We start from the raw sequence: 21,582 nt of genomic DNA, 5'->3' as shown, positions 1-21,582 counted from the left end.
CCGTTTCATAAGAGATTGACGCACTTCCGAAGGTTTCCTGCGCCATGGAAGCCATGACGACGATCGAAGCGTTCAAAACGGACTCAGCCGAACCACATCTTCAGCGATGTGCTCACTTTTCCCATCCGATGAGTTCCGTGGTCGCATTGGCGATTTGCAGGGCGGCGTCCACTTGCTCCATGAATTCGATGTTGAACGGGTCCACTTTTTCGATCTCTTTTTTGGGGATTCGGGCGACTCTCTTCCTGCTCTCATCCAAACGCTTTGACGGCCGAGAAGACGAGAAAAATCACGATCAGAAGACCGAGCAGAATCAACCAGAAGTTTCCGCCCACACGGTTCATGCCACAGACTCCTTCCATCCGTCGGTTGCCCAAAGCGTACCTCAAATCCGGATGCGATGCAATCTTGCGTTCGCGCTTCCCGGATTGTTCCGAACGATCAAAAAGCCTCTCCGTCCCGTAAAAGGAGGAGAGGCTTTTCTTCAGCCGATCGAGCCTTCCATTTCGAGCTTGATCAGACGGTTCATTTCCACCGCGTATTCCATCGGCAGTTCCTTGGTGAACGGCTCGATGAAGCCCATGATGATCATCTGGGTGGCTTCGGCTTCGGACAATCCGCGGCTCATCAGATAGAAGAGCTGATCTTCGCTGACCTTGGACACGGTGGCCTCGTGCTCCAGCGTGATGTTGTCGCACTTGACCTCGTTGTACGGAATGGTGTCGGACGTGGACTGATCGTCCAGGATCAGCGTGTCGCACTTCACGTTGGCCTTGGAACCTTCCGCGTTGCGACCGAAGCTGGTCAGTCCGCGATAGGTGACCTTGCCGCCGTGTTTGGAAATCGACTTGGAAATGATGGTGGCCGTGCAGTTCGGTGCGAGTGCCACCACTTTGGCCCCGGCGTCCTGATGCTGGTTCTTGCCGGCGACGGCGATGGACAGAATGTCCGCCTTGGCGCCTTCGCCTTTCATGATGACGGCCGGGTATTTCATGGTCAGCTTGGAACCGATGTTGCCGTCCACCCACTCCATGTGGCCCCCGGCATGGGCGACGGCCCGCTTGGTCACCAGGTTGTAGATGTTGGGCGCCCAGTTCTGGATGGTGGTGTAACGGCAGCGGGCATTTTCCTTCACGATGATCTCCACGACGGCGCTGTGCAGCGAATCGGTGGAGTAGATCGGCGCGGTGCAGCCTTCCACGTAGTGGACGAACGCGCCTTCATCGACGATGATCAGCGTCCGTTCAAACTGACCCATGTTTTCGGAGTTGATGCGGAAGTACGCCTGCAGGGGCACCTCGCATTTGACGCCTTTCGGCACGTAGATGAAGCTTCCGCCGCTCCACACGGCACTGTTCAGCGCGGCGAACTTGTTGTCCGACGGCGGAACCACCGTGCCGAAGTACTCCTTGAAGAGTTCCGGATACTCGCGGAGAGCGGTGTCGGTGTCCATGAAGATGACCCCTTGCTCCTCGAGCTCCTTTTGCATGTTGTGATAGACAACCTCCGACTCGTACTGGGCGGAGACGCCGGCCAGGAATTTTTGTTCCGCTTCCGGAATGCCCAGTTTGTCAAAGGTTTGCTTGATTTCTTCCGGCACCTCTTCCCAGGTGCGTCCCTTGCGCTCCGACGGCTTCACGTAATAGGTGATGTCGTCGAAGTCCAGTTCGTCCAGCTTGCCGGGCAAGATGGAAAACCACTTGCTGTTCAGGGAAGAGGGCATCGGCATTTTGAAAAACTGTTCCAGGGCTTTCAGCCGGAATTCGAGCATCCACTCCGGCTCTCCCTTCAGGCGGGAGATCTCCTCCACCACTTCGCGGGACAGACCCTTCTTGGAGCGGTAGACGGAGACGTCCTTGTCCCGGAATCCGTACTTGTATTGGGACAGATCCGGGATCTCATGTGGATTCACCGCCAAGGTCCATTCCTCCTTTTGTCACGAAGTCGGACAGGACTCCCTGATTCCTTTCTCCAGGGCCTTCCACGCCAACGTCGCACACTTGATCCGAGCCGGAAACTTCGAAACGCCCGTCAGGGCCTCAATGTCTTCCAGCGGAAACTTCTCGAAATCGATGTCCTGACCTTGCATCATCCGGGAGAACAGGTCGACCAGCTCCAGGGCCTGTTCGGGCGTGAGACCCTTGACCGCTTCCGTCATCATCGAAGCGGAGGCCAGGGAGATGGAGCAACCTTCCCCGAGAAACTTCGCGTCCCGGATGACGCCGTCTTCCACACGCATCTGCAGGGAGATGCGGTCACCGCAGGTCGGATTGTTCAGATCCACGGTCACCGCACCGTCTTCGATCCTTCCCCGGTTGCGCGGCCGTTGGTAGTGATCCATGATCACGCGACGATACAGATCATCCAAAGACATGACCGAAATACTCCTTCGTTTTTAATAGCCCTTCCGCCAGACGGTCGATGTCCGATTCATCGTTGTACAGGTAGAAGCTGGCTCTGGCGGTGGCCGTCACGTTGAGCCATCTCATGAGCGGTTGGCAGCAGTGATGACCGGCGCGAACCGCGATGCCCTCCGCGTCCAGCACCGTGGCCACGTCATGCGGATGGATGTCTCCCAGATTGAAGGTGACCGCTCCGACCCGGTTTTCCTTCGGGCCGTAAATGGTGACCCCCTCGATTTCGCCCAGTTTCCGGAGCGCATAGGCGGTCAGCTTGCGATCATGTGCTTCGATCACATCCATCCCGATCGATTCCAGATAGTCGATGGCGGCTCCCAAACCGATCGCTCCGGCGATGATCGGCGTTCCCCCTTCGAATTTCCAGGGGAGCTCTTTCCAGGTCGATTCGTACAACTCCACCGTGTCGATCATCTCGCCGCCGAACTCGACCGGTTCGGTCACCTCCAGCAGTTCCTGCCGACCGTACAGGACACCGATGCCGGTGGGGGCGCACATTTTGTGTCCGGAAAACGCCAGGAAATCCACGTCCAGATCCTGCACGTCGATCCGCATGTGCGGGGCGGCCTGTGCGCCGTCCACCACCAGAATGCCGCCGTTTTCATGGACGATGCGGGCGATTTCCCGGATCGGTTGCACCGTTCCCAACACGTTGGACACGTAGTGCATCGCCACGATCCGCGTGTTGGGGGTGACCGTTTCTTTCACTTTTTCCAGGTCGAGGGTGCCGTCCGGCTCCAGGGGAAAATATTTCAAAACGGCTCCCGTCGCCTTTGCCGCCTGTTGCCACGGAATCAGGTTGCTGTGGTGTTCCGCCGGCGTGATGACGATCTCATCTCCCGGTTTCAACCGGGCCCAGGCATACCCGCGGGCCACCAGATTGATGGACGAGGTGGTGCCGCGGGTGAAGATGATTTCTTTCTCCGAACGGGCGTTGATGAAGCGCCGGACTTTTTCCCGGGCTCCTTCATAGGCGTCGGTCGCCCTTGTTCCCAACGTATGCACCCCGCGGTGCACATTGGAATTGTATCCTTTGTAATACGCTTCCACCGCTTCGATCACTTGAATCGGCTTCTGCGAGGTCGCGGCGCTGTCAAGATACACCAGCGGATGACCGTTCACTTCCTGGTTCAGAATGGGAAAATCGTTCTTGAACTCATTCATGACCGGAATTTCCTTTCGATCACGCGGTGGATCCGCTCACGAAGCGCCTCCGACGGAATTTCGGAAATGACCGCATCCAGGAAGCCGTTGATGATCAGCTTTTCCGCCTCCGCTTGCGGGATGCCGCGTGACATCAGATAGTAAAGCTGAATCGGGTCGATTCGACCGACACTGGCCGCGTGTCCCGCTTTCACGTCGTTCTCGTCGATCAGCAGGATGGGGTTGGCATCTCCGCGGGCTTTCGGGTTCAGCATCAGCACCTTGCTGGACTGTTGCCCGTCGGACTTTCGCGCACCCTTTTCGATCTTCGTGATGCTGTTGACGATGCTGCTCGCTTCGTCCTTCATCACGGAACGCACGTGGATGTCGCTTTCGGTGTGTTCGCCGTGATGATACACCGCATTGGTCACGTTGGCCCGCATGCTCCCTGCTCCGAAGGTCACGCCCTTGATGCGGACGGTTCCGCCTTTCTCCACGAGCCGGACCGTGTTGTCGGACAAGACGCGGCCCGAGCTGAGATCGGCGATGATCCACTCCAAGCGACCGTCTTTCTTCACGACGGACCGACGCCAGGTGGCATCCACCGTGTCCTTGCCGAGGTTGTTCACCGTCGCCACCCGGACTTCGGCGTTTTCCCCGACGAACACTTCGATGACGGCATTGTTCACACCGGCGTCCCCGGTGCCCACAAAGCCCAGCACCAGATCCAGCCGGCTGCCCGGTTCGGCCGACACGATCACGTGCGGAACGATTCCGTTCCCCGGGTTGTTCAGCCAGAACAGTCCTTGCAGCGTGCCGGTCACTTCGGTGTTTTTCGGGACATGCACGAACAGTCCCCCGGTCGTGAGTGCCGCGTGCAGGGCGGTCAGCTTGTGTTCATCCCGCTTGACGCCTTCGGTCATGAAGAACGTTTTGACCCACTCTTCATGCTCGCGGGCGGCCGTGACGAGGTCGGTGAAAATCACGCCTTTGGCGGCCAGTTCTTCCGACCGTTCGCTGTAGATCACGGACGCGTTCTTTTGCACGATCACGCCTTGTCCGCCCTCGAACAGGAACTCCCGGATCTCTTCCGGCAGCTCCCCGATGGAGCCGACGGCAGGCTCCGCGGCAAACGGTTCGAAAGCGGTGAAGTTCCATTGCCGGATATCCGTTCTCTCCGGTCTCGGAAGCGGAAGGGACGAAACGGCGGCGAGCGCCTCCAGCCGGGCTTCGGTCAACCATTTCGGTTCATTGGCCTGACGGGAACGTTCTTCGACGACTTGCTTGTCAACCAGGTTCGGGGTTTCCACGTTCATTGCGCACACCCCCTCAAGCCTGCTGTCCCACGGTTTCGTCTTCGATGCCCAGCTCTTCCTTCACCCAGTCGTAACCCTCCGCTTCCAGGCGCTCTGCCAGTTCCGGACCGCCGGACTTGACGATTCTTCCCTGCATGAACACATGCACGAAGTCGGGTTTGATATAGTTGAGCAAACGTTGATAGTGCGTGATCACCAGCACGCCCATGTCCGGACCGAGCATCGAGTTGACGCCTTTGGCCACCACTTTGAGTGCGTCGATGTCCAGCCCGGAGTCGATCTCGTCCAACACGGCGATGCGCGGCTGAAGCATCATCATTTGCAGGATTTCGTTGCGCTTTTTCTCCCCGCCGGAGAATCCTTCGTTCAGATAACGGGTGGCGAACTTCTCGTCCATTTCCAGAAGCGCCATCTTTTTGTCCAGCTCGCGGATGAACTTCATCAGCGAAATTTCGTTTCCTTCGCCCCGTTTGGCGTTGATCGCCGAGCGCAGGAAGTCGGAGTTGGTCACGCCGCTGACTTCCGCCGGATATTGCATGGCCAGGAACAAACCGGCACGCGCCCGTTCATCCACGGCCATTTCAAGCACATTTTCCCCGTCCAAAAGCACCTCGCCGCCGGTCACTTCATAGCGCGGATGCCCCATCAGCGCCGAAGCCAGCGTGCTCTTTCCGGTGCCGTTCGGGCCCATGATGGCGTGCACTTCGCCGCCTTTCACTTCCAGATTGACCCCTTTCAGGATCTCCTTCCCATCCACTTCAACCCTGAGATCTTTGATCGTCAGTTTGGGTGTGGTCGACATGAGCATTCCTCCATGTATTTCCGCTGTATTGCTTTCTCTCCGGAGCAGGGGTTTCCCCCGGAATCGCCATGACTTGCCGGGCGTAAAAATCCGGTCCCCCGACGGGTGGGACCGTTCCGGCGAAATCATGTCCAAGAATCACTTTTTTAGACTGATTCTCATGTGATTCTCATTTCATTTTACTTTACACACCCCGGCTGTTCAAGTGAGGAAAACATTGGCGCACAAATCCCTTCAACTTCCAGTTTGCACGGAAGACCGTTCCGTCATCCGGAACAAAACGCAGATCCGCCCCCGTCCCCTGTTGTATAATGGAAGCGTGGCATGGGCTTCCGCCGCCATGACCACATTGACGGAAGTTCCGGGGATGAGGAGAGCCGTGATGAAGATCCGATGCATCGAGTGTTACAAAAGCCGGCCCGGCGGACGATGCGACTACTGTCCCCTGCACCGCAAGAACCGGCACAAATACCGGCACGTCGGCGACGGCTGGTATGTGCCCGCGGAAGAACCGGTTCATCCGGAACATGCCCGCGGCGACGAAGCCTCCGCTCCCGGGGCACAACCGCCGGAACATTCCGACGAGAGAGAAAAGTGAGGGAACCTCGTGAGCAAGAAAATGCGCATCATTTTGTGGTGTATGTTCGCAATGGTGTTGATCCTTGTATTGCTGGGTCTCGTGAACATGATGGCCGGTCCCGTGAAATAATCCGAACCGGAAGCGCAGCATGTTCAGGAAAGTGAATAAGGGCTGACGATGCAAACAAAAAAAGACCATCTCGCGGGATGGTCTTTTGCGGTTTGACGGATATGCGGCGTTTGAGCCGCGGTTTTTCCCGGATGCAAGAGGCCGTCTGAAACCATCCGGCCCCCGGTGAGACGGTTGGTTCCGGCATAAGGATCCGCCTTCATGAATAGAATGACTCGACATCTTCATGAAGGTGGAGAGCCCATGGGTTCCTATGTGAAGGCAAATCATATCCATCTATATGTCGAAGATGTAAGGCCCGAATGCCAAAAGGCCATTTTGTTTTTGCACGGTTGGCCCGGCAATCATCATCTGTTTGAATACCAGTTCAACCGGCTTCCCAAATACGGATATCGCTGTATCGGCATGGATATCCGGGGTTTTGGCAAGTCAGACAAACCGTTTTCCGGCTATGATTACGATACGTTGGCCGATGATGTGAGAGGGGTGGTGGAGGCGCTGGGGTTGCGTGATTTTACATTGCTCGGACACTCCACCGGCGGTGCCATTGCGGCCAGGTACATGGGACGGCATCAGGGTTACGGGGTTTCGAAGCTGGTGTTGGTCGCAGCCGCTGCCCCCAGCTTGGTCCGACGAACGGATTTTCCGTACGGACTTGAGAAAGAAACCGTCCTCCGGATCATCAGAGACACATACCGGGACCGACCCCGGATGCTTCGGGATTTTGGGGATCGTTTTTTTTACCAACATACCTCCCAAGCATTTTCCGACTGGTTTTTTCAATTGGGGTTGGAGGCGGCGGGATGGGCCACGGCCGCCGTCGCAAAAACCTGGATCAGGGAAGTGTTGTTTGCCGATCTGGAAGCGATCCGGGTGCCGGTGTTGATCATTCACGGCATTCATGACCAAGTGGTTCCTTTTGAGCTGGGAGAAATCCAACAACGGATGATCCGAAATGCCAGGTTGGTCCCGTTTCAATTTTCCGGACACGGATCTTTTTATGATGAGAAAGAAGAATTCAATCATCAATTGGTGCAATTCATCGAAAGCTGAACAAACCGTCCGGCCATCCCGTCACCCGGGGTTCCAGGCAAGGAACCCTTTTTTTGTTTTTCGCACAAAAAAAGGAGTCCCGCCGACGATCGGCAGGACAACCGTGATCCACCGCTTCATCCCCATCGGCAAAGATGCCCGGAACATTTTTGAGCACATTCTCCGGGTCCTCACTCCCGATCCTGAACGGGCCTTGCTTCGGATCGTACCCGCCCCTTCGCTTTTCGGACCCCTGCCAGGATGCCGGCAACCAGCAACGCCGTGCAAACCAGACTTCCTTCCGCTCCGAACATCCCGCCGCTCAGCCAATGAGGGCCGGCGGTCTCGATCAGGATCAGCGAATCCGCCAACAACTGTCCCGACACCGGAAATCCATAGACTTGTCCCTGCAGCAGATTCCACGCGAAATGGAAACCGGCCGGTGCCCAGATGCCGCCGGTGAGGTCTCTGAGCAGCGCCAACAGTACGCCCGCGGCAAAGAGATTGATCATCGGAACCGGAGAGTCCCACACCGCCGGGTTCAGGCCGTGAAGCAGCGCAAACAGGGCGGAAGATACCGTTCTTGCCGTCCATGCGGAATATTCAAACATAAGAAGGCCCTGCACATACCCGCGCATCATCCACTCCTCGCCCAAAGCAGCCAGAAGCAGCACGCCGATCATCCACCAAAACTCCGCTTGCCCCGCCGCTTCCGGCCGCATGCCGGTCACCCGGATGCCGCCGGTGATCCAGATCGCCAGAAACACGGCCGTGATCATTCCCGCCCCGCTCCACCATCCGCGAATCCAAAGGATGAATCCATCCGGCTGGCGAATGCCGTACGTCCACCCCTTCTTCCGTTCAAACAGGACGTACAAACCCGCAGGCACCAGAAACCACACGGCGATCTGAGCCGGGATGGAAAGGGCGGGGGGAAGCCGAACGGCCACCAACAGTTCCAAAGCACTCACGAGCCATACCAACAGGAGCAGTTTCCCGCCACTGATCAACAATTTTTTCACGCTTCGTTCCTCCGGATTTCCGTTCAACCGGGATGACTGTCCGGTGCGAACACGTTTCGCGGGATGAAATGAATTTCCATTCGTCCCCAACAGCCCCGATTGTTGGTTTCAAACAAGGCCGCCCGCAGGTCGGTTGTCATGTTTATTCCCCCATGGCCGGACGCCGAACACATCCCGGAAACAAAAAAAAAGCTCCCGCACGCCAGGCGGGAGAAAGATGGCGATCAAAGAGAGATGGGACAGTGCGAATCCATCAATCGCAGTGTCGGAAGCAGACTCTCTCTCGTCCTGCAGAGAGAAGAGCCCTCGCACCCGGGGAATAGCTGATAACGGTTTCCACCGTTATCTAAGTTGATTATATCGATGTTGGAACACGGAGAGCAAGAAACTTTTTCGTGTAAATAATTGGAACACACCGGAACCTTCCGGACTTCACACTTTCTTCAAAAATCTCGAAATTTCAGGGAAACTGAATGATTGTTCACTTGATTCACGCGTCTCTTTCAGGCAAAATAGATATAGAGTGAATTTTTGCACGTTCATCGATTTTCATCCATTTTCCCAAAGATTCATAACTTCATCCGTCGCCGCGGCCCACTTGCAATCCGGCAGACAAAGCGGTTCGGCTCACCACCAAATCTCAGGAGGAGTCACTGATGAAAAAGAACCGGTACGTCATTCCAAGGGCGCGTTCGATATTTCCGATCAGCCTGGATTCCGCCGCGGGAATGCCGGACAAGCCCGTTGCAAGGATTCCCTGGATGCATGGCCGACGATCCGAGCCTCCCTGCACGGTTGCCGAAAAGTTCTCCCACTTCAGCGTGAAACTGGACACCAGGGATCAGGATCGTTACGCAAAAAGCTTCCTGAAGAAACGGATTCTTCAAGTGTGGCGAAAAAAACGCCTGTGGGTGCTGGCCGCCTCCAAGTTTCCTCCCCTGATGGAAAACGCCGTGAAAGAAGCGGTCTGGAATGAGATCAAGCCACTGATTCTCCCCGCTTTCCGGGAAGACTTCAACCTCCCTCTCATGCCCTTCACCCTGTTCGGCTGGCTGCAGTACCTGAAATTGCTCTCCCAAATCACCGGTCGTTCCCAAGATGCACGTTTCTGGGATGAATTGACCCGGTTCGCCCGCATTTGTTCGGAACGCGGTTTGCTCGACGTGTCCGATGACTCATGATTCCTCATGTTCAGGAGCAAACGAATCGCCTCCTCTCCGGGAGATCGCTCATTCCCGGAAAAGCGGCGGGTTTCCCGGCATGAACCGCCATGTTGGAAACAATCGGAAAACATTTGGTTCATGCACGCGTTCACATGCGGGACGTGCAAACCGCCGGTCCGGCTCCCCCCGGCATTCGCCGCCGAGGGGAGCTTTGTCTTTTCACTTCATCTCTGCCGTATTGGCCTTCATCACGTCTTCCTTGAATTCTTCCTTGAAGTACTCGATCACTTGTTCCATCATCACTTTTCGCGTGAGGATCCCCACAAACTTCCCTTTCAGATCGATGATGGGGATGTACGTGCGGTTGATGAGCACTTCAAAGGCAAAGGAAAATATCGAATTGGCCAATATCCCGCAGTGACTCTTGTTCATGGCTTCCTCGACCCGATGCTCGCGCAGTTGGGAGAAATCGATTTCGTCAGTTCCCTGGCTGATTTGGAGCATGAAATCCAGAATGTCCGTCTTGCTGATCACCCCTTCGACTTTCCCGTCCTTGCTGATGACCGGCACCGAAGTGGTTCCCTTCCGCGTCAGAACCAGAAGGGCTCTCTCCAACGACCACTCCGGCTCCACCACGACCACGTTCTCCTTGGGAATGATGAACGGGGTGATCTTTCTGGAAAACAGATACTCCGCTCTTGACAGATCCTGCATGCCTGAAAACTCCCTTTTTCCCCGCCTGACGCGGGAGAATTGCCGCCACCCGGCCGGCGGCGGGAATCCCGGGTGAGAGAGGTCCTCGGGCAGCTCTTGCTTCCGTTCCCGGCTTGGTTGGGTTCGCCACCCGCAGCGTCAGGAAGAAAGGTTCAAAAACTCATCCACGTCGGCCAGAATCAGATCCACCGACTGTTTCCAGAACGCGGTGGTGGTCAAATCGGCCCCCAAATGCCGGTCGGCCAGTTCTTCCACCGTCATCCGTCCGGTGTCTCTGAGGAGGTCCTTCACCTTTTCGGCAAAGGCCCCGCCTTCCGTCCGGGCTTTCGCGAAAATGCCGGTGCTGAACAGGTATCCGAACGTGTAGGGGAAATTGTAGAACGGAACCCGTGTGTTGTAGAAGTGCAGTTTGGAAGCCCAGAACCGGGGATGGTATTCGCTCAGCGCATTTGAAAACGCTTCCTTTTGTGCCTCCGTCATCAGTTCGGACAAACGTTCCTTGCCGACCGGTCCATTTTTTCTTTCCGCATAAAACCGCGTCTCAAACAGGAACCTTGCGTGAATGTCCATCAGGAAACTGACGGCACGCTGGAGGCGATGGTCCAAAACGGCCAGTTTCTCTTCCCGGGTGCGGGCCCGTTTCATCGACGCATCCGCCATCAGCCATTCGGCGAACGTGGAAGCGGTCTCCGCCACGTTCATGGCGTAATTCTGGTTCAAGGAATGCAGATCCCCGACCAGGTGCTGATGCCATGCGTGCCCCAGTTCATGCGCCAAGGTTTCCACATTGCCTTCCGTCCCGGCGAACGTCATGAAAATCCGGGTCTGACGGCTGCGCGGAAACGACGTGCAGAAGCCTCCCGTCCGTTTGCCCGGCCGGTTTTCCGCCTCGATCCACCGGTTCCGGAAAGCCTGTTCGGCAAAATCGGCCATTTCCGGACTGAACTTCCCGAATTGCTCCACAATCCGATGCGCCGCTTCGGTGAAGGAAACCGTTCGCTCATCCTTGGAAAGGGGTGCGTGGACATCGCACCATGACAATCGGTCCATGCCGATCAACCGGGCTTTGCGCTCGAGATATTGCACCAGCTTGTCCTTGCCCGATCGGACCGCTTCCCACATGGCCTCCAGGGTTTCCCGCTTCATGCGGTTCTGACGGAGCGGTTCGTGCAGCACATCATCCCAACCGCGTGCGCCGTACAGGGAGAGTCTGAATCCGGCCAAATGATTCAAGATGGCCGCACACAAATCCGCCTGTTCTTCCCAAGCGGCTTCCCACTTGCGGAAGACCTCCCGGCGAACGGCAGGGTCGCCGTGCGACAACAGATTGTGAGCCTGACCCGCCGAAAGCATTTCCTGTTTCCCGTTGCGTTCGAACGGGATGGCAACGCGGGCAATCACCTGCGAATACAGCTGCCCCCAAGCGTGATATCCGTCAACGGCCAGATCCGATGCCAGATGTTCCATCCCGGCCCCCATTTTCTCGCCGGCCCGCTGACGCATTTCGCCCAACACAAAGGCGACGGGCCGAACGTCCGGGGATTCGATGAGCCCTTGAAAACGATCCTCCGGAATCTTGGCCAGCTTCAATTCGATGGTCGTCTGCAAAGAATGGATGGATGCATCGATCCCGCTGAGGCGGCTTCTGAGCAGACGGGCTTTTTCATCGCCCGTGTCCTGTGCCGCCAGGCAGGTGACAAAGGACCACGCCTCCGAGAACGATTTCTCCAGTTCATCCCATTCTTCCAGACAGAGCGCCCATTCATCGACCGGCGCCCGTTCGGGATCCAGCCGTTCCAAAAGCTTCCGAAGCGTCCGGATTCGCTCCTCCACTTGTTCCAAATGTTCACGGAACGCTTCCGAATCGCTTCCCCCTGCGAAAATACTGTCCAGATCCCATGTTTCGGAGTAGGTTTTCGCCACGTTGAAACCACCTTTGGACCGGTATTCGGCAAAATCATGTTTCTCTGAAATTATTGTAATCCGAACGCTTCAGACGCTTCAAGCCGAACTGAATGCGCGCTCGTTCCGAAAACGGAGAAAGAGGCCGTTTTCCACGACGGAATCCGACCTCTTTCTTCGTTTTCCGAAATCCCTCAATGCGCCGTCCGGAAGGCGTCGAGCGACTCCTGAACCAGCGTGACGATCTGGCTCATGGCCATGCCTCCGCCGAACGCGGCGCTGACGCAAGCCGCTTCCAGAACTTGGCGGTCGGTGGCTCCCTGGTCCACCGCTCCCTTGCAGTGATAAAGAATGCAATATTCATCACCGGTCAGCACGCCGAGCGCCACGCCGATGAGATGCTTCGTCTTGCGGCAGAGTTCCCCTTCCTCGAAGCAGGCATCGGTAAACCGGTTGTATGTTTCCGCAATGTCCGGAAAATGCTTGGCCAGTTCGCCCACGCCCGTTTTGTACTCCATCAACGCATCGCGGATCTGTTGACCTTCCATGGTGAAGCACGCCTCCAATCAAGGGATTTTCTCCCATATAGCGTGCATCAACCCGCGCAAAACATGCGTCATTGCGAACGAACGGGCATCCCGCGGGTTGATCCCAACCGCGCCGCCCGGAGAGAATTCAACGCACGGACAGCACGATTTTTCCCATGTTGAGGTTGGCTTCCATGCGAAGGTGGGCATCCCTGACGTCTTCCCACGGGAAAACGGAGTCGATCACCGGTCTCAGCTCCCCGGCCTTGAATCCGGGAAGTGCACCGTCAATAAAATCGGCCACCAACCGGCTTCTGTAATCCAGCGACCGGGCACGAAGCGTCGTGGCGGTCAATTGAATCCGTTTGGCCAGCAAAGGAGCCAGAGGGAACCGCTCCGGCCGGCTTCCTCCGAGCAGGCTGATCAGCACCCAGCGCCCGTCGCTCCCCAGCAGCTTGAGATGTTTTTCCACGTACGGGGCTCCGACAAAGTCCAAAACCACATCCACGCCCCGGCCCCCGGTGGCCTCCAGGACCCTCTCTTCCCATGCATCCTCCCGACGGTTGACGGCTGCCTTCGCCCCGAGCTTCCGGCAAAACTCCAGTTTTTCGTCACTGCCGGCCGTCACCACGGGAACCGCCCCCGCCTTGTTCGCCAGCTGGATGGCGGCGCTGCCCACACCGCTGGCTCCGGCATGGATGAGCACGGTTTCTCCCCGGGACAAACGGCCGATCCAAAACAGGCATTGCCAGGCGGTCAGGAACGCTTCCGGAATGGCCGCCGCCTGCTCCGGCGACATTCCGTCCGGCACCGGCATGACCAGGTCCTGGTGCACCGCCGCATACCGGGCGTATCCCCCTCCGGACAACAGGGCCATCACCCGGTCGCCCACCCGCCACTTTGTCACGTTGGCGCCCAGAGATTCCACCACTCCGGCCACTTCCAGACCGAGCACCGGACTGGCTCCCGGAGGAGGCGGGTATTTTCCCTCCCGCTGAAGAAGGTCCGCCCGGTTGATTCCCGCGGCCTCCACGCGGATCAAGATTTCGTCCGGACCGCATGTCGGCCGGGGAACCTCTTTGAATGTCAGCATGTCCGCGCTTCCCGGACGCTCGATCCATACGGCTTTCATCATCCGCGACCCCACCTTTCGATTCCACGGTGATCCGTAAAAGTTTTTCACACGCCGGTCACAAAAAGTTTGATATAATAGTCTTCAAAATTAATTATATGATCATTTCATATTCATCATAAACTTGACGTAACAAGAAGGGAGAACTCATGGATTCGCAAAAAAAGAAGTTGATCGGCATCGTTCTTCGCATGGTACACGACATTTACCGGAAGACCATCCAGCTGGAAAACCTGTTTGAAAGCGGAAGCGTTCATCTTCTTTCCCGCGATTTCGATCCGTTTCATGAATTGCTTCAAACGCTGGATCTTCCCGCGGAAAAGCATACATATTTCCTCGAGCTGGTCGAACTGTATCTGGATGATCAAATGACTCTGGACGAGCTGCTTCTGGAGTTTGAAAACCAGATCGATGCGGCCAACGCTTCATGAGCAACATGCCACACACAGCCCCCTCCGAATCCGTGAGGGGGCTTCCGTTTTGCTTTCTCCCGTGGCGCCCCCTTCTTGCCCACCCGTCCCCGGCATGGATGCATCCATGAGTCCGGAGTTTTCCACCGGAACGACGCACCCGCACGGTCATGTCCATGATCGCCGATTGGACAAAACTTGCAGCGGCGATGCATACACTTCAGGCAGAGGGAAACTGGACGGTCACCATCGGGTACGGTAAGATGGAGGAGCTCACGGAATGAGATCAAAACCGTTCATTTTCACCGGAGAGAAGGATTGGACATCATGTGGTTGTTGCTTGCACTGCTCAGCTCCCTCACCTTCGGATTGGCCGGTTTCATGATGAAAGCCAGTCAGGCCAAACAAGGGGAAACCGCCGCCTTGCTGTGGGGCCTGTACGCTTCGGGAACGGCCGGCTTCGCCCTGTGGATGATGCGGCAGGACAGCGTCGACCTCTCCGCATGGACCTGGCTCGCCGGTCTGGTCGTCGGAGCAGGTTCCGCCTGGGGAAATCTGCTCTTCATGAAAGCATTGGACTCGGGTCCCGCCAGCCTGACGTCACCGATCGTCAATCTGCACACCGCGTTCACGGTGCTTCTGTCCGTCTTGGCATACGGCGAGCGGCTGACCTGGCAGGAATGGACGGGAGTGCTGCTCCTGACCGCGACCGCCGCCCTGTTGCCCGTGGACCCGGATGAGCAGCTGCGCATTCGCGATCCGCGCTGGTACGCACTCGTATGGCTGGCCGCGGGACTGTTCTTTCTGCGCAACGGAGGCCTCAAAATCACCGAAGAAGCGGGCATGGACAATACCTCGATCCTGTTCGTGAGCTATCTGTTCGGCCTGCTGTGGTTCACTCCGCCATTCCTGCGAACGCGCGCATCCGGCATCGATCGCGGCTCCTTGCGCACCGGACTGGTCTGGGGCCTTGCCTCCGGGATCTTTTCATTCGCCGGCATGCAAGTCTACGCGATGGCCCTGGAAAGCGGTCCGGCCAGCATCGTCGCCCCCATTTTTTCCACCAACAGCCTGGTGGTGGCGGTGATGTCCATGGCCGTGTTCCGGGAGCGGCTGTCCCGGATGCAAACGTTCTGTCTGATTTTCTTTTTCATCGGCATGTTCTTGGTGCGTTCCGGCTGATTCCCGTTCAGGAGGTGTTTGACTTGAAACCGGTGAAAGCTCCCCCGTTCCGGCTGAAAGACCTGAACGGGACCACGCATTCCCTCGACATGTACAGAGGAAAGGTGATTTGGCTCGATTTCTGGGTCTCCTGGTGCGCCGCCTGCCTCGCGGACTTGCCGCGCAAGCAGGTGCTTCACCGGGGCATGCGCCGTCCGGATCTGGTCTATCTCACCATCCACGTGACGGGCCGGGATCCCGATCCCGCAAAGGCCGCCCGTCTGGTGGAGGAATCGGGATTCACCTTTCCCGTCCTGAGGGATGAGGGACGGAACACCTATGACGCCTTCGGGCTCAGCTCGGTGCCGTCCACCGTCCTCATCCGCCGGGACGGCACGGTGCACGACATCTACAATGAAACGATTCCGCTGCCGGCCATCATGGCGGAAGCCGCCCGATTGCTGGAAGAAAAGCCCTGACAGGAGGATGCACATGAATTGGCTGGAAGCCCTCATTCTCGGCATCATCCAGGGATTGACCGAATTTCTCCCCGTCAGCAGCACCGGACACCTGCTGCTCGGGCGACACCTGTTCGGATTGGAGGAAGCGGGACTCTTTCTCGACACCATGCTCCATTTCGGCACGCTTCTGGCCGTCCTGACCGTGTACCGCAAGGAAATTTTCTCGATGATCCGCCGTCCGCTGGACCGACCCGCCTTGCTCATCCTCGCCGGCACCGTTCCCACGGCCGCCGTCGGGCTCCTGTTTGAGGATGCGTTCGAAGAGTTGTCCCGGACGGGGATCACCGTGGGCTGGGAGTTTCTCGCCACCGGGCTGATCCTGTGGATGGCGGACCGTCATCTCAACAGAGGTGTCAAAACATTCGATGAAATCCGTTTTCGGCATGCCGCCCTGATCGGGCTCGCCCAAGGAGCGGCGATCCTGCCCGCTTTGTCCCGCTCCGGCCTCACCATCGCCGCGGCCGTGTTTTGCCGCCTGCGCAAACAGGATGCCGCCGCTTTCTCGTTCCTGCTGTCCGTCCCGGCCATTGCCGGCGGAGTGTTGTTGCAGGGGAAAAAACTGCTGGAAGGAGGCGCACCTCCCCTTCCGCTTTCTTCCCTGCTCCTCGGCACGGCAGCCGCCGCCCTGTCCGGATACATCGCCGTCCGCTGGATGATCTCGCTGATCAACCGCGGTTCGTTGAAAGGATTTGCCGTCTACGTCACCGTTTTGGGTCTGATCGTGCTGGCGCTGCAAGCGGCGGGGAAATTCTGATCCGCGGAAGATTTCTTCGCTCCCCCCTTGTCCCCGGCCGTCGCCTCCTTTATAATCAGTGACAGGAACAAATGTTCGTATGCTTTTCGTGACGGGAAAGGGGGATGCTCATGCGGTATGATCCGGAAAAGTTGCTGCAGCTCTGCCGGCACATGCTGCCCGGTGACCTGTCCCTGACGGCCGAAGTTCGCCTGGCCATCGAAAAACCGATTCTCTATCTGACGGTGGCCCGAAAGGATGTTTTGGCGGGACCCGAATGGGAGCGCTGGCGACCGACCCGCAGTCTGCCGTGGTTTGCCCTCCTGCGCGGATTGCGACGTCGCCGCCTGCTGTTCACCTGGAACGATCTGACCCCCGATGCCCACGCCCGGTCCCGCTTCATGCGCTGGGCCTGGGTGATCCGGCAGGGTCGGCTTCACTCCGCCCACTCCGATTTCCTGGAGCTGGATGCCCGGCGGCAGCGCGAGTGGTTCCTCCGGATTGCCACCCGCGAGCTGGACGCCCTCGGTTACGCCCTTTGCGAACTTTCTCCGTCCCTGTCTCCCATGACCCTCACCGTGCTCGACCGGGAGACGGCGCTCCGGTGCTCGGAACTGGCCGCCGAATCGGGCTACGGTGTGATCGAAATCTGCCCGGGAAGCGGCTGTCTGCCGTCGGAACCGGTCACCACGTGGAATCCTGCATGTCCTCACTGAAGATCTTATCCTCACAAGAAGCCGGTGAACGTATTCGTTCATCGGCTTTTCTCGTTTTTCTCCAAGATCTCCTTCGCCTTCCTCCACCGGACGTTCTCATGAAAAAAGGGGCGGTCCATCCGCCCCGATCTCAACGAAATCGTCAAGCCCTGATGTGTTCTTCCGCTTCTTCTTCCTCTTCCTCGTCATCCTCTTCCCGGCAGAAAATCAGGGAATCCTCGATTTCCACGATTTCGTCCAGCAACTTTTCTTCATTCGTCAGATCCAACACGGTGACGGGGAGGGAAGACTCCCATTCGTTTTCCATCCATTCATCGAACGCTTTCATGGCTCTCATGATGTCGCGCATTCCCATCTCCGAGTAGTCATGCACCACGCCGAGAACGTAATGGCTGCGCTGCGGTTCTCCACGGGAGAGCTCCAGCTCCACCAGGAACAGCGCATCCACTGTGTCCCATTCCATGAAGTCTTCCACCAGACTGTTGATCGCCGCTTCCGGCAGGTCCGCCGGTTTCCAACGCTTCGGATTCTTGAAATCCTCGATTTCGTCATCGGTCTTGACCAAATAATTGCGCCAACCGTCCCGTTCTTTTGCGATGCGGCGAATGTTCTCCTCATCGCCCTGTTTTTCGTACCACTCGCCCAAAAATCGGAGCCCGTCCTCCCGCACTTCCCAATCCTGTCTGACCGCCGTTTCGATCAGGGGAACCGCTTCTTCCACCCGACCGGACTGGACCAGGACATTCGCCAAAATCATGTGCACTTTGCCGAACTCGAAGGCCTCACGCACCTTCTCCGGTGTTTCCCGCAGAAGGTTCAGTGCCGCACCGGGTCCGTTCCGTTTCAGCATCAACATGACCAGGTCTGCGGTTTCGCGGGGGGTTCTTTCTTTCTTGTCCCGGAGGTGCTCGAAGAGTTGCTCCAGGGTGTCGTGATACCTCACCGCCGACCGGACATCATCCCCGTAAATCTTGTCCCAGAGATGATTGAATCCCGCCAGCCACTGATCCGGATCCTCCATAAACGTTTCAAGCGAAGTCCGTTTCACCGGTTCCGGCAGAGCGGGCGTGACGCCGAGCGCTTCCAGCCGTTCACGCAGGGACGGGTGCGTGTCGGTCAGATCGGTGTCCTCTGCCAGGCTCATCTTCAAGATTTTCTCCCATTCTTCGTCCGGAACCTGTTGCATTCTTTCCAGGTACAGGCTGAACAGTCCGGTGACGGAGCCGTTTTTCCGCACTTCATCCAAAACGTGATCTCCCATGAACGTTTCCGAGTACCAATGCCTTTTGACGTGAATGTGAATGAGTGCTTCTCCGGCGACCTGCGGGCTCGTCATTTCCGCCGCTTTCGCGTCCGCTCTGTACTCCTCCGTCCGACGCATCACAAACGACCAAGCACTGAAACGGGGGACAAACCACCGGAAAAACGGGCGAAAAATCCAGGTTCCCAATTTCTCGTCGTTTTTCTCCAATGATTTGAGCAACTGTTCCATGGAGCTGCCCAACCGGTAAATCCTCGCGCCGAGCTTGGTGTCCGCATGGGACACGTGGGCCAATTCATGTGCCAATACCGACTTCATCTGTTCGGGAGACAGCGTGAGCAGCAGCGGAAACCCCACTTTCAGGATGTGTTGTTTCCTGCCGAACAACATGTATGTGGAATACTGCATCACGGACGCATTGAAGTCTTCATCTACCAGAACTTTGTGAATTTCCGGAGCCTTCATCCGCTCCTTCAATTCATCCAACGTCTCGAACAATCCGGGGGCTTCTTCCCTTGTCAATTCCACCCCGTCCGGCATCTCCGCGCGGACCATCATGGCCCGGATGATGAAATAAATCAGCACTCCGGATGTGATCATTGCGTTGATCCGTCCCAAAGACCACTTCCCGTTCACCCACCAGTCAACGGCAAGCCCGATGAACAAAGCCGAGAACAAGAGCAAAAACAGCCAGATGTACACATACGCCAGTCCGGCGAACGCCACCACCTGTGCCCGGTACCATTTCGGATTCTCTCTGGCCTTGACCTCCAGTTTGTTGACCAGCTTTTCAAATTTCTCCCTTGTCATGAGTTCCCTCCTGACTGCAAAGCCATGAAATCCCATCAATAAAGACACATCACAAATCCATTCGTAAAAAACATGGTTTTTGTGTCCAAACCATGACCTTCTCCAAGAAAAAAAGACCACCTGTGAGTTCCAGGTGATCCGGTCCGTTTATCTTTCCAATCACTTTATGAGTGGATAAAGATCCGATGATTCCGGTTCCAACACGGGAAAGTTTTCCCTTCGCCAACCAGGAAAAGACGGATTTAACCGATTGAGGTGCGCCCAGGTTCGATTGAAAAGTGCTTACCCTTTATTCCAACCGGATCGTTACCGAAGGTTCCCTTTCAAACATGTTCATCAAAAACTCTTTCACACGGTCAGGGTCATATTCGGTTGAAACCGTAACCTTCATCGTTTTCTCCGTACCGAGATGGAGTGCAGTTACGTCATTTACCCTGATGGTCACTTTGTTTTTGCCGATGGCAATCTCTTCAATTCCTCCATATGAAGAACGGCTCTGGTCACCGACCTCCACATAAACCCGGTCAAGCCCCAGCTTTATGTCTTGTTCATCGTGTTCCAACGATCGTTCAAAGAGAATATACTCCATCGTATCGAACGGATCGTCCGCCAGACCAAACATCATGACTTCCAGATCTTCATCCACTCCCATGTGAAGAACGCTTGCTGCAAATGTTGTTGCCATTCTTTTCCCCTACTCCTTCTCCGGATTTTCTTCAAACAGCGAAGCATCGCCAGGGGCGCCGTCCGGAATTTCATGCAGAAGCGGCTTTCTCATGCATCGCACAAACCGGAGTTCGATGGCACCGTGGAGCCTGAAGTTTTCCCGGGCCTGATTCAAAGAGACCGTATTCGCTCCCTCCGCAAAGCAGGGATCCCGGTTTTGTACCGGATCATCCTCCCAGAAACAGACCGGACAAATGTCAAAGGTCCCGTCCGGCTCTTCTTCATATGTCAAAAAGCCGCAGCAAGGGCAAGGAAAAGCCACATGACAGTCCTCCCTTCCCGTTCAACCGGTCGCGCGCGATATTTTGCTGCAACGATTTCCCCTTCGTGAAAGAATTCAATCACGAATTGCCGATCCACGGAGCAGATCCACTGATCCCATCCAACCTACATGACGGGGTTCCAGTTGATCCAGTGCTTTCCCCGGCGTGGTCCGGATGAAGGGATAACCGTCCCACAGGTGAAGGGGAAATCATCCTTCAAACACCAGCTTCTCCGTCACCGGCAGTTTGCGTTTGATTTCATCCAGGATGTCGGGATGGACTCCCGCGAGCCGGAATCCGCTGAGCGGAACACCGGGAGGAGCATGTGTGAGAGTTTATCAGTTGCACTGTGATTATTCTTTGTTTTATGGCCTGTGACGGGTGGATTTCGTTCTCAGGGTTTCGCCCCTTCGACCATTGTCCGCTTGTCCGGCAGGATTCCCTTGCGACCGGCCCGCTTCAACACACCTTTGACCGGCGGTTTTGCGAACGGAGCGTATGTTTCGATCTCTCCCATGTCATCCATCAGTTCTTCCAGCGTCTTGCAGTCCCTTGGAAAAAAGCCGATCGAAGCCTGACGGGCATGAACCGTCAACGTTCCGGATCCGGCCGGCCAGGCAAACCGGCAGTCATGAAGCACGCGAAATTCCCTCGCCTCAGGGTCCCGGAAGATCCATTTCCTCCGAATCTCCACCGGATTTCCTTTCGGATCTGTCATCCAACTGAAGGTCGATGCGCTCGGATCATACGGGATCAGCCGGAATTCCCCACCGGTCACTCCTTCAAAACGGACCACTGCTCAGCCGAGCACCTGAACCGCGTCGTCGAACGGGGCGCCCATCTCCCGGATCGCCTTTTCACCGATCACCGCCCCCCACACCGGAATCTGTTTCCGGCAACCGGACCGGTGCTCACTTCATCCGAAAAGCCAATCAAATCCACCGTCTCACCATTGATCGGGTACCAGATTCGCATGGTTTCACCTCGCCGGCCTGTCAGAATTGGGTCAAAATGTACACGTCCTGTCCGTGTACGGGTTCTGTTCCGAAAAAATACAGATGGTTCGCAAGAAACAGTTTGTAATATGGATCGTCCGATTGAA

General features: G+C 56.7%; 22 protein-coding genes. 8 read left to right on the top strand and 14 right to left on the bottom strand.

What is annotated here, in order from left to right; translation table 11 throughout:
- Nucleotides 1–484: 484 nt before the first annotated feature.
- From sufB to sufC, 5 genes are read right to left on the bottom strand one after another with little or no spacing between them, the layout of a single operon-like run.
- Nucleotides 485–1,912 carry a Fe-S cluster assembly protein SufB gene (sufB, locus tag EG886_RS02075; RefSeq protein ID WP_277423835.1) on the bottom strand — a complete coding sequence of 476 codons (1,428 nt, stop codon included), beginning with the start codon at nucleotides 1,910–1,912 and terminating at the stop codon, nucleotides 485–487.
- Nucleotides 1,913–1,936: 24 nt separating this feature from the next.
- Nucleotides 1,937–2,374 carry a Fe-S cluster assembly sulfur transfer protein SufU gene (gene sufU, locus EG886_RS02070; RefSeq protein WP_124726580.1) on the bottom strand — a complete coding sequence of 146 codons (438 nt, stop codon included), beginning with the start codon at nucleotides 2,372–2,374 and terminating at the stop codon, nucleotides 1,937–1,939.
- A complete protein-coding gene (locus EG886_RS02065; protein WP_124726579.1) occupies nucleotides 2,361–3,581 on the bottom strand; it encodes a cysteine desulfurase in 1,221 nt (406 codons plus the stop codon). Before EG886_RS02065 ends, sufU begins: the two co-directional genes overlap by 14 nt.
- The gene (sufD, locus tag EG886_RS02060) at nucleotides 3,578–4,876 is read right to left on the bottom strand and encodes a Fe-S cluster assembly protein SufD (protein ID WP_124726578.1); all 1,299 of its coding nucleotides are present in this window, start codon (nucleotides 4,874–4,876) and stop codon (nucleotides 3,578–3,580) included. The genes EG886_RS02065 and sufD overlap by 4 nt, the downstream gene beginning before the upstream one ends.
- A gap of 13 nt (nucleotides 4,877–4,889) precedes the next feature.
- Nucleotides 4,890–5,678, bottom strand: a complete 789-nt coding sequence (sufC, locus tag EG886_RS02055) for a Fe-S cluster assembly ATPase SufC (protein ID WP_124726577.1) — start codon at nucleotides 5,676–5,678, stop codon at nucleotides 4,890–4,892.
- 217 nt (nucleotides 5,679–5,895) lie between these two features.
- Between sufC and EG886_RS02050 the strand changes: the two genes are divergently transcribed.
- Both EG886_RS02050 and EG886_RS02045 read left to right on the top strand, forming a co-directional pair.
- Entirely contained in the window at nucleotides 5,896–6,276 is a 381-nt protein-coding gene (locus EG886_RS02050; RefSeq protein ID WP_124726576.1) for a hypothetical protein, read from the top strand.
- A gap of 354 nt (nucleotides 6,277–6,630) precedes the next feature.
- Nucleotides 6,631–7,440, top strand: coding sequence for an alpha/beta fold hydrolase (locus tag EG886_RS02045; protein WP_124726575.1), 810 nt, complete (start codon nucleotides 6,631–6,633; stop codon nucleotides 7,438–7,440).
- Between the two features lie 170 nt (nucleotides 7,441–7,610).
- Here the strand turns inward: EG886_RS02045 and EG886_RS02040 are convergent, their stop codons facing one another.
- Nucleotides 7,611–8,441, bottom strand: coding sequence for a CPBP family intramembrane glutamic endopeptidase (locus EG886_RS02040; RefSeq protein ID WP_124726574.1), 831 nt, complete (start codon nucleotides 8,439–8,441; stop codon nucleotides 7,611–7,613).
- Between the two features lie 656 nt (nucleotides 8,442–9,097).
- On the opposite strand from EG886_RS02040, the gene EG886_RS02035 reads away from it, so the two are divergent.
- On the top strand, nucleotides 9,098–9,622 hold the full coding sequence (locus EG886_RS02035) for a hypothetical protein (protein WP_124726573.1): 525 nt from the start codon (nucleotides 9,098–9,100) through the stop codon (nucleotides 9,620–9,622).
- Between the two features lie 201 nt (nucleotides 9,623–9,823).
- Here the strand turns inward: EG886_RS02035 and EG886_RS02030 are convergent, their stop codons facing one another.
- The 4 genes from EG886_RS02030 to EG886_RS02015 form a co-directional block, all read right to left on the bottom strand.
- A complete protein-coding gene (locus tag EG886_RS02030) occupies nucleotides 9,824–10,318 on the bottom strand; it encodes a CBS domain-containing protein (RefSeq protein WP_124726572.1) in 495 nt (164 codons plus the stop codon).
- Nucleotides 10,319–10,456: 138 nt separating this feature from the next.
- Nucleotides 10,457–12,241, bottom strand: coding sequence for a M3 family oligoendopeptidase (locus tag EG886_RS02025; protein WP_124726571.1), 1,785 nt, complete (start codon nucleotides 12,239–12,241; stop codon nucleotides 10,457–10,459).
- A 173-nt stretch (nucleotides 12,242–12,414) separates the two neighbouring features.
- Nucleotides 12,415–12,768 carry a carboxymuconolactone decarboxylase family protein gene (locus EG886_RS02020; RefSeq protein WP_124726570.1) on the bottom strand — a complete coding sequence of 118 codons (354 nt, stop codon included), beginning with the start codon at nucleotides 12,766–12,768 and terminating at the stop codon, nucleotides 12,415–12,417.
- Between the two features lie 127 nt (nucleotides 12,769–12,895).
- Entirely contained in the window at nucleotides 12,896–13,882 is a 987-nt protein-coding gene (locus EG886_RS02015) for an NAD(P)H-quinone oxidoreductase (RefSeq protein WP_338134645.1), read from the bottom strand.
- Nucleotides 13,883–14,028: 146 nt separating this feature from the next.
- Between EG886_RS02015 and EG886_RS02010 the strand changes: the two genes are divergently transcribed.
- The 5 genes from EG886_RS02010 to EG886_RS01990 all read left to right on the top strand — a co-directional run bounded on the left by EG886_RS02010 (nucleotide 14,029) and on the right by EG886_RS01990 (nucleotide 17,420).
- Nucleotides 14,029–14,310, top strand: a complete 282-nt coding sequence (locus EG886_RS02010) for a hypothetical protein (protein WP_124726569.1) — start codon at nucleotides 14,029–14,031, stop codon at nucleotides 14,308–14,310.
- Between the two features lie 306 nt (nucleotides 14,311–14,616).
- Complete coding sequence (locus tag EG886_RS02005; RefSeq protein WP_124726568.1) at nucleotides 14,617–15,471, top strand: DMT family transporter; 855 nt, start codon at nucleotides 14,617–14,619, stop codon at nucleotides 15,469–15,471.
- A gap of 32 nt (nucleotides 15,472–15,503) precedes the next feature.
- Nucleotides 15,504–15,929: a TlpA family protein disulfide reductase gene (locus tag EG886_RS13605; protein WP_241154412.1), complete on the top strand. Its 426-nt coding sequence runs from the start codon at nucleotides 15,504–15,506 to the stop codon at nucleotides 15,927–15,929.
- A gap of 13 nt (nucleotides 15,930–15,942) precedes the next feature.
- Nucleotides 15,943–16,725, top strand: a complete 783-nt coding sequence (locus tag EG886_RS01995) for an undecaprenyl-diphosphate phosphatase (protein ID WP_124726566.1) — start codon at nucleotides 15,943–15,945, stop codon at nucleotides 16,723–16,725.
- A 110-nt stretch (nucleotides 16,726–16,835) separates the two neighbouring features.
- Entirely contained in the window at nucleotides 16,836–17,420 is a 585-nt protein-coding gene (locus EG886_RS01990; protein WP_124726565.1) for a DUF6630 family protein, read from the top strand.
- Between the two features lie 142 nt (nucleotides 17,421–17,562).
- On the opposite strand, the gene EG886_RS01985 is transcribed toward EG886_RS01990, so the two are convergent.
- The 4 genes from EG886_RS01985 to EG886_RS01970 all read right to left on the bottom strand — a co-directional run bounded on the left by EG886_RS01985 (nucleotide 17,563) and on the right by EG886_RS01970 (nucleotide 21,276).
- Nucleotides 17,563–19,491 carry a M48 family metallopeptidase gene (locus EG886_RS01985; protein ID WP_164491592.1) on the bottom strand — a complete coding sequence of 643 codons (1,929 nt, stop codon included), beginning with the start codon at nucleotides 19,489–19,491 and terminating at the stop codon, nucleotides 17,563–17,565.
- A 289-nt stretch (nucleotides 19,492–19,780) separates the two neighbouring features.
- Complete coding sequence (locus EG886_RS01980; RefSeq protein ID WP_206425332.1) at nucleotides 19,781–20,137, bottom strand: Imm10 family immunity protein; 357 nt, start codon at nucleotides 20,135–20,137, stop codon at nucleotides 19,781–19,783.
- Nucleotides 20,138–20,185: 48 nt separating this feature from the next.
- Nucleotides 20,186–20,479: a CPCC family cysteine-rich protein gene (locus tag EG886_RS01975; RefSeq protein WP_124726562.1), complete on the bottom strand. Its 294-nt coding sequence runs from the start codon at nucleotides 20,477–20,479 to the stop codon at nucleotides 20,186–20,188.
- Between the two features lie 395 nt (nucleotides 20,480–20,874).
- Nucleotides 20,875–21,276: a hypothetical protein gene (locus EG886_RS01970; protein WP_124726561.1), complete on the bottom strand. Its 402-nt coding sequence runs from the start codon at nucleotides 21,274–21,276 to the stop codon at nucleotides 20,875–20,877.
- Between the last annotated feature and the right edge of the window lie 306 nt (nucleotides 21,277–21,582).

This window comes from Staphylospora marina, from assembly GCF_003856495.1.
Classification (GTDB): domain Bacteria; phylum Bacillota; class Bacilli; order Thermoactinomycetales; family Thermoactinomycetaceae; genus Staphylospora; species Staphylospora marina.
The sequence above is the reverse complement of the archived record's forward strand: the minus strand, read 5'-3'. Positions and strand labels throughout refer to the sequence as shown.